Below are 6,352 nucleotides of genomic sequence, written 5' to 3' on the forward strand. Positions count from 1 at the left end.
GCCCTCGTTCGAGGCCCGCTCCGGCGGGCCGGGAGCCGGATCCGGGGCGCCGGCCGCAGGATCCGGGTCCGCCGGGTGGAAGCAGGCGTACAGATGGGCGCCCTCGGACGCCGCGGCGGTGCCGTCGCCGGGCTGGGCGGCCACCGGCTCCGGGTCCTCGGTGCGGCAGCGGTCGGTCGCGTACGCGCAGCGCGGCGCGAAGCGGCAGCCGGCGGGGAGCGTCGTCAGGGCCGGGGGCAGGCCCGGGATGGTGGCCAGCGGGCGGGTCGTATCGCCCGCGCGTTCGGGGAGGGCCGCGAAGAGGGCCTCCGTGTAGCGGTGCCGGGGGGCCGCGAACAGGGTGCGGACCGGGGCCTGCTCGGCGATCCTGCCGCCGTACATCACCGCGGCCCGGTCCACGCGCCGGGCGATGACGCCCAGGTCGTGGCTGACCAGGATCATGGCCATGCCGAGGCGTTCGCGCAGCTCCCCGATCAGGTCCAGGATCTGGTGCTGGGTGGTGACGTCGAGCGCCGTCGTCGGCTCGTCGGCGATCAGCAGCTTCGGCTCGCACACCAGCGCCATCGCGATGGCGACCCGCTGCCGCATTCCGCCGCTGAGCTGGTGCGGATAGCTGCGCATCCGCTCGGCGGGGCGCGGCAGGCCGACCATGGCCAGGGTCTCCTCCGCCTTCCTGCGGGCCTCGGCGCGGCCCAGCTGGCGGTGCAGCAGCAGCGGTTCGGCCACCTGGGCGCCGATCGTCATGGTGGGGTTGAGGGAGGTCAGCGGGTCCTGGAAGACCATGCCGACGGTGTCCCCGCGCACCCCGCGCAGCACCGGGGGCGGGGCCGCCGCCAGATCCGTGCCGTCCAGCAGGATCCGGCCGGAGGTGACCCGGCCGCCGCCGGGCAGCAGCCCGAGCACGGCCAGGGCCGTCATCGTCTTGCCGCAGCCCGACTCGCCCACCAGGCCCAGCGCCTCGCCGGGCGCCAGCTCCAGGGACACGCCGTCCAGCGCGTGCACGGTGCGGTCCCGTCCTGCGATGTCCACACGCAGGTCCTCGACGCGCAGCAGATCTCTCATCTCACACCCCTCAGTTCCGCCGGAGTCAGTTCCGCCGGAGTCAGTTCCGCTGGAGCCGCACATCGAAGGCGTCCCGCAACCCGTCCCCGATGAAGTTGAACGCGGCCACCACCAGGACGATCGCCAGTCCCGGCGGGAAGATCAGCCACCAGTAGCCGACCTGGGTGTAGGTGATGCCGGCGCTCAGCATCGAGCCCCAGTCGGCGGCGGGCGGCGGGATGGACAGGCCGAGGAACGACAGGTACGCGACGTAGAGGATGGCGTCGGCGATCTGGAAGGTGGCGTTGACGATCACCGTGCCGATGGCGTTGGGCACGATGTGCCGGAAGACGGCGCGCCCGCCCCCGCCGCCCATCAGCCGCATCGCGTGCACATAGTCCCGGCTGCGCAGCGCCAGGGCCTCGCCGCGGATGAGGCGGGCCGGGGAGAGCCAGGCGACGGAGGCGATGATGAGGATCAGCACCGGCTTGCTGGGCGTGATGATCGCCGCGACCACCACCAGCAGGAAGAGCGCCGGGATGGCCAGCGCGGCGTCGGTGATCCGCATCAGCACCGCGTCCACCCAGCCGCCGAAGTAGCCCGCGACGGCGCCGTAGACGGTGCCGAAGAGGGTGGCCAGCAGCCCCGCGGCGAGGCCCACCTCCAGGGAGGTCTGGCCGCCGTGCATCAGCCGCCCCAGCATGTCGTAGCCGAGGTCGGTGGTGCCGAGCGGGTGTCCCTCGGTGCCGGGCGAGAGGCTGGCCTGCGCGATGTCGGTGTGCACCTGGTCGGTGTCGTACACCAGCGGGCCCAGGAAGCAGAAGCCGAGCAGCAGGACGAGGACGGCGGCGCCGGTGAGGGCCAGCTTGTTGCGGGTGAAGACGGCGAGGGTACGGCGGGCCAGGCTGGGGGTGGCGGTGAGCCCTTCCAGTGCTTCGGCGGTCACGACACGCTCCTGATGCGGGGGTCGAGGACGGCGTACGCGATATCGGTGAGCAGCGAGCCCAGCACGGTGGCGCAGCCGACGACGAGGGTGACGCCGAGCAGCACGGGGAAGTCGCTGCTCTGCGCCGAGTTCCAGAACAGCAGGCCCATCCCCGGGTAGTTGAACAGGGACTCCACGACGAGGGTGCCGCTGAAGAGGGTGGGCAGATACAGGCCGAGCAGGCTGGCCAGCGGGATGAGGGCATTGCGCAGCACGTGCCGGAGCAGCACCCGGGCCTGCGACTGGCCCTTGGCGCGCGCGGTGCGCACATACTCCTCGCTCAGGTTGTCCAGGACGGCCGAGCGCATATAGCGGCTGAACATGGCGACGATGCCGAGCGCCATGGTGACCACCGGCAGCACCAGGCCGCCCGGTTCCTTGAGCACGCCGCCCACCGAGTCGGCCTGCGGCGCCTCGGCAGGGAAGAGCTGGAGCTGCTGCGAGAAGCCCAGGATCAGCACGATGCCGAGGAAGAAGACGGGGGTGGCGTAGGCGAGGAAGGCGGCGCCGGTGAGCACGTAGTCCGAGGCCCGGCCCCGGCGCACGGCCTGCAGCAGCCCCAGCGGGATCGCGAGCAGCGCGGCGACGACCACGGACAGCAGGGCGAGCAGCAGCGTCTTGGGGAGGCGCTCGCCGAGCACGGTGAGCACGGACTGGTTGAGCTTGTACGACTCGCCCAGGTCCCCGGTGACCAGCCGCTTCAGATACATCCCGTACTGCACGGGCAGCGAGCGGTCGTAGCCCTGCTGGTGATTGAAGTGCGCGATGGCCTCCGGGGTGGCCTTCGGGCCGAGGATGGCGCGCGCCGGGCCGCCGGGCAGCTGGTGCAGCAGCACGAAGACGATGATCGAGACGAGGAGCAGGACGAAGAGGGCCTGTCCGGTGCGCTTGACGAGGAAGGGGATCACTTCGCGCCGCCTCCCTGGCCGGCCGTTCCGCCCTTGCCGCGCTTCTTGACGTAGTACCAGTCCTGGGGCGCGAAGGTGAGCGTGGGGTTCTGCTGGACGCCGCGCAGGTCGTTGCGGATGACGGAGACCTGGTAGGCGGGGTTGGGGGTCCACAGCACGGGGACCTCGCTCGCGAGGTGGCGGGCGTAGTCGCGCAGCGCCGAGGGGTCGTCGGAGTACTCGGTCCGCTTGATCAGCTCATCGGTCCTCGGGTCCGACCAGTTGCCCATGTTGGAGGGCGCCCCCGTGGAGAAGAGCCGTTCGCCGCTGGGGTCGGCGGGGAAGATCCAGCTTCCGCCGGTGCCGAAGAAGCCGAGCTGCCACTGCTTGCAGACGGGCTCCTTGCGCTTGCAGGGGACGGTGGTGCCGAGCACGGTGTTGAGCGGCTGCTGGCGGATGTCGAGGGCGACCCCGGCGCGGGAGAAGGAGGACTTGATCGCCTGCATGGTGTTCGAGGTCTCGGTCGATCCGGACTGGGAGAGCAGTTCGAGGTGCAGCTTCTGGCCGTCCCTGACGCCCTTGCCGCAGCGCCCCGCGCCGGTGCCCGGCCGGGTGCACCGCAGGGTGCCGCCGTCCTTGCGCCACCCGTGCGAGGCGAGCAGCCTGCGGGCGCGCGCCGGGTCGTACGGGGTGGCGTCGCGGCCCATCAGCGCCGACGGGACGGGGCCCAGGGTGGGCTTGGCTGCGCCGTGCCAGACGTACTTCGCGATGGCCTTCTGGTCGATGAGCGACTGGAGCGCGCGGCGCAGATAGCGCTGCCGGAACAGCGGCCCGTTGACCGGATGGTTGAGGTTGGGGACGAGATAGGTGATGCCCCAGCTCTCCCAGGGGTCGACGCGGTATCCGGTCTTCTTGAAGTGCCTGGACTGGGCCATGACGGAGGGCGGGATGTAGCCGTAGTCGACGCCGCCCGCGCGCAGCACGTTGAACTCGGAGCCGGCGGTGGTGAACGGCTTGAAGACGACGCGGTCCAGATGCGGCTTGTCCGGGCCGCCGTACCGCTTGTTGGGCACCAGCGAGACCCGCCCGGAGGGGGACCACTTCTCGACCCGCCAGGGCCCGGCGACGGTCTTCCACAGCGGGTCGGAGTCGAACTTCGAGAGCTGCTTGGCGTGCTGGGACAGCCGCGCGAAGGCTTTCTTCGGGCCCTCGTCCTCCGGGTTCCAGGCGTGCCGCGGCAGGGGCTTCATAAAGTTGAGCTGGTTGGAGGTGAACCACACGGGGTTGTACGCGCGGTCCAGCCGGAGCCGGAACCTGCGGCTGTCCAGGACCTGGAACCGCTTGATGTTGTCCGGCATCAGCTTGGCCGTGTAGGAGCCCCACTCCTTCTTGTTGGCGCGGACCAGCTCGAACCAGAAGGCGACGTCGCGCGCGGTCACCGGCTTCCCGTCGGACCAGCGGTAGCCCCGCTTCAGGGTGACGGTGACGCTGCGGTTGCCGTCGCCGTAGCGGATCTTCCCGGCGAGGTTGCGGGGGCTGTCCATGGTCAGCTCGCCGTTCTTGCCGGGCTCGGGGGTGACGAGCCGGGGGTAGAGCAGGTCCTGGATCGAGCTGTTGTAGGTGGCCCCGTAGCCGGCCGGGGCGATCGGGAAGATCCAGTTGGGTGCCGCGGCCGGGGGCAGCGCCATGGTGGCCGTCCCGCCGTCGACACGCTGCCCGCCGACGGCGCCCAGGTCGGTGACGGCCTTCACGTCGGGGCCGCAGCCGGTGAGCCCGGTGAGCAGGGCGCCGGTGAGCAGCACCCCGACGGTGGCCCGCCATCCCCGCACGGCGCGCACCGGTCTGCCGCGCACGCGCAAGCCGCGTGTCCGCATGCCGCGTATTCGCATGCCGCCTCCCGCCCTTCCGATCAGAATCGGTCAAAGACAGCGAGAAAAGTACGGAGGAAATCGAAAAAAGGTCAACCCCCCTTGGCAGACTTCCTTCAATTCGTGTCTACTAGCGACCACTTCGTTCCACGTCTTCATTCGCAGACCGAAGAAAGGTTCCCTATGGCCCCCCCAGCGGAGCAGCGCGGCTCCGCCGCGCACGTCCTGGAGCTGGTCGCGAGCGGCGCCGTCGCCTCCCGCGCCGACCTCGTCCGCGAGCTGGGCCTCGCCGCCTCCACGGTCTCCGCGCGGGTCCAGGAGCTGGTGGACCTCGGCCTGCTCGCGGAGGACGGCGAGGGCACCTCGCGCGGCGGACGCCGCCCGCGCCTGCTGCGGATACCCGACGACGGCGCCGTGGCCCTCGCCGTGGACCTCGGCAGCCACCATGTGCGGCTCGGCGCCGTCACCCGCACCGGCGCCGCCTCCGACACCGAGGAGCACGCCTACGACCTGACCGAGGGCCCCGAGCCCACCCTGGAGCTGCTCGCCGGGCGGCTGTCGGGGCTGGCGGCGCGGCAGCGCGCCGCGGGCCGCACGGTGCGCGGCGTCGGCATCGGCTTCCCCGGGCCCGTGGACCCGGACACCGGGCGCGTGGTGGCCCCCGCCCGGATGCCGGGCTGGCATCTGTACGAGCTGCGCGACCGGCTCGCCGAACGGGCCGGGCTGCCGGTGCTGGTCGACAACGACGCCAACGTGATGGCCCTCGGTGAGCACGCCGCGGTGCACCCGGAGCTGCAGCACCTGGTGCTGGTCAAGGCGGGGCGCGGCATCGGCTCCGGCGTCATCAGCCACGGCCGCGTCTACCGGGGCGCGGGCGGCGCGGCCGGCGACATCAGCCACGTCCGCGTGGAGGCCGCCGCCGAACGCCCCTGCTCGTGCGGCAACATCGGCTGCCTGGAGACGGTGGCCAGCGGCGCTGCCCTGGTCGTCGCGCTCCGCGAGCGCGGCGTGCCGGTGGCGGGCGCCGCCGACATCCTCCGCCTGGTGCGGGACGGCGAGCCGGAGGCCACGACGCTGGTACGGCAGGCGGGCCGGCACATCGGCACGGTGCTGTCGGTCGTCGTGAACTTCTTCAACCCGCAGGCCGTGCTGCTGGGCGGCGCGCTGGCGGAGGCGGAGCCGATGGTGGCGGCCGTGCGGGCGATGCTCTACGAGCGCTGCCTGCCGATGACGACCGGGCAGCTGACGATCGCGGCGGCGTCGTCAGGCCCCGACGCGGGGCTGCTCGGCGCCGGCCGCCTCGCCCTGCGCGAGCTCGTTCCGTGACCGGCGGACCGTGCGAGACAGGCAGCCCCCTGCGGCTCGCCGCGGTCCGCGCCGCCGCCGTGGCGCGTCGCGCAGTTCCCCGCGCCCCTGACAGGGGCACGTCCATCCGCCGGCCGACCGAGAGACATCTCACGTGCCTAAGAAGTCAAGCTGCGGCGGCTGGAGCTGCTGAGAAGGAGGTGAATGCGTGATGCTCGTCGAAGAGCTGCCGGTTGTGCAGGCAGTGGTAGAGCTGACCGAGCAAG

General features: G+C 72.1%; 5 protein-coding genes. 1 reads left to right on the plus strand and 4 read right to left on the minus strand.

From position 1 onward, the window contains the following. From G5C65_RS28995 to G5C65_RS29010, 4 genes are all read right to left on the minus strand, one after another. Nucleotides 1-1,062: ABC transporter ATP-binding protein (locus G5C65_RS28995; protein ID WP_165302008.1), on the minus strand; the 1,062-nt coding region annotated here is incomplete at its 3' end. A gap of 40 nt (nucleotides 1,063-1,102) precedes the next feature. Next, nucleotides 1,103-1,987, minus strand: coding sequence for an ABC transporter permease subunit (locus tag G5C65_RS29000; RefSeq protein WP_165302009.1), 885 nt, complete (start codon nucleotides 1,985-1,987; stop codon nucleotides 1,103-1,105). Further along, a complete protein-coding gene (locus G5C65_RS29005) occupies nucleotides 1,984-2,934 on the minus strand; it encodes an ABC transporter permease subunit (protein WP_165302010.1) in 951 nt (316 codons plus the stop codon). The genes G5C65_RS29000 and G5C65_RS29005 overlap by 4 nt, the downstream gene beginning before the upstream one ends. Continuing rightward, nucleotides 2,931-4,766 (minus strand): peptide ABC transporter substrate-binding protein, encoded by a 1,836-nt coding sequence (locus tag G5C65_RS29010; protein WP_338146716.1) that lies wholly within the window; start codon nucleotides 4,764-4,766, stop codon nucleotides 2,931-2,933. The genes G5C65_RS29005 and G5C65_RS29010 overlap by 4 nt, the downstream gene beginning before the upstream one ends. 198 nt (nucleotides 4,767-4,964) lie before the next feature. On the opposite strand from G5C65_RS29010, the gene G5C65_RS29015 reads away from it, so the two are divergent. Beyond that, on the plus strand, nucleotides 4,965-6,107 hold the full coding sequence (locus tag G5C65_RS29015; RefSeq protein WP_165302012.1) for an ROK family transcriptional regulator: 1,143 nt from the start codon (nucleotides 4,965-4,967) through the stop codon (nucleotides 6,105-6,107). The last annotated feature ends 245 nt before the right edge of the window (nucleotides 6,108-6,352 follow it).

The sequence above is a fragment of the Streptomyces boncukensis genome (genome assembly GCF_011045075.1).
Classification (GTDB): domain Bacteria; phylum Actinomycetota; class Actinomycetes; order Streptomycetales; family Streptomycetaceae; genus Streptomyces; species Streptomyces boncukensis.

What these genes read in the sequence shown, in the direction of transcription:
- G5C65_RS29015 (WP_165302012.1), top strand. Translation starts at nt 4,965, where the DNA reads ATGGCCCCCCCAGCGGAGCAGCGCGGCTCCGCCGCGCACGTCCTGGAG.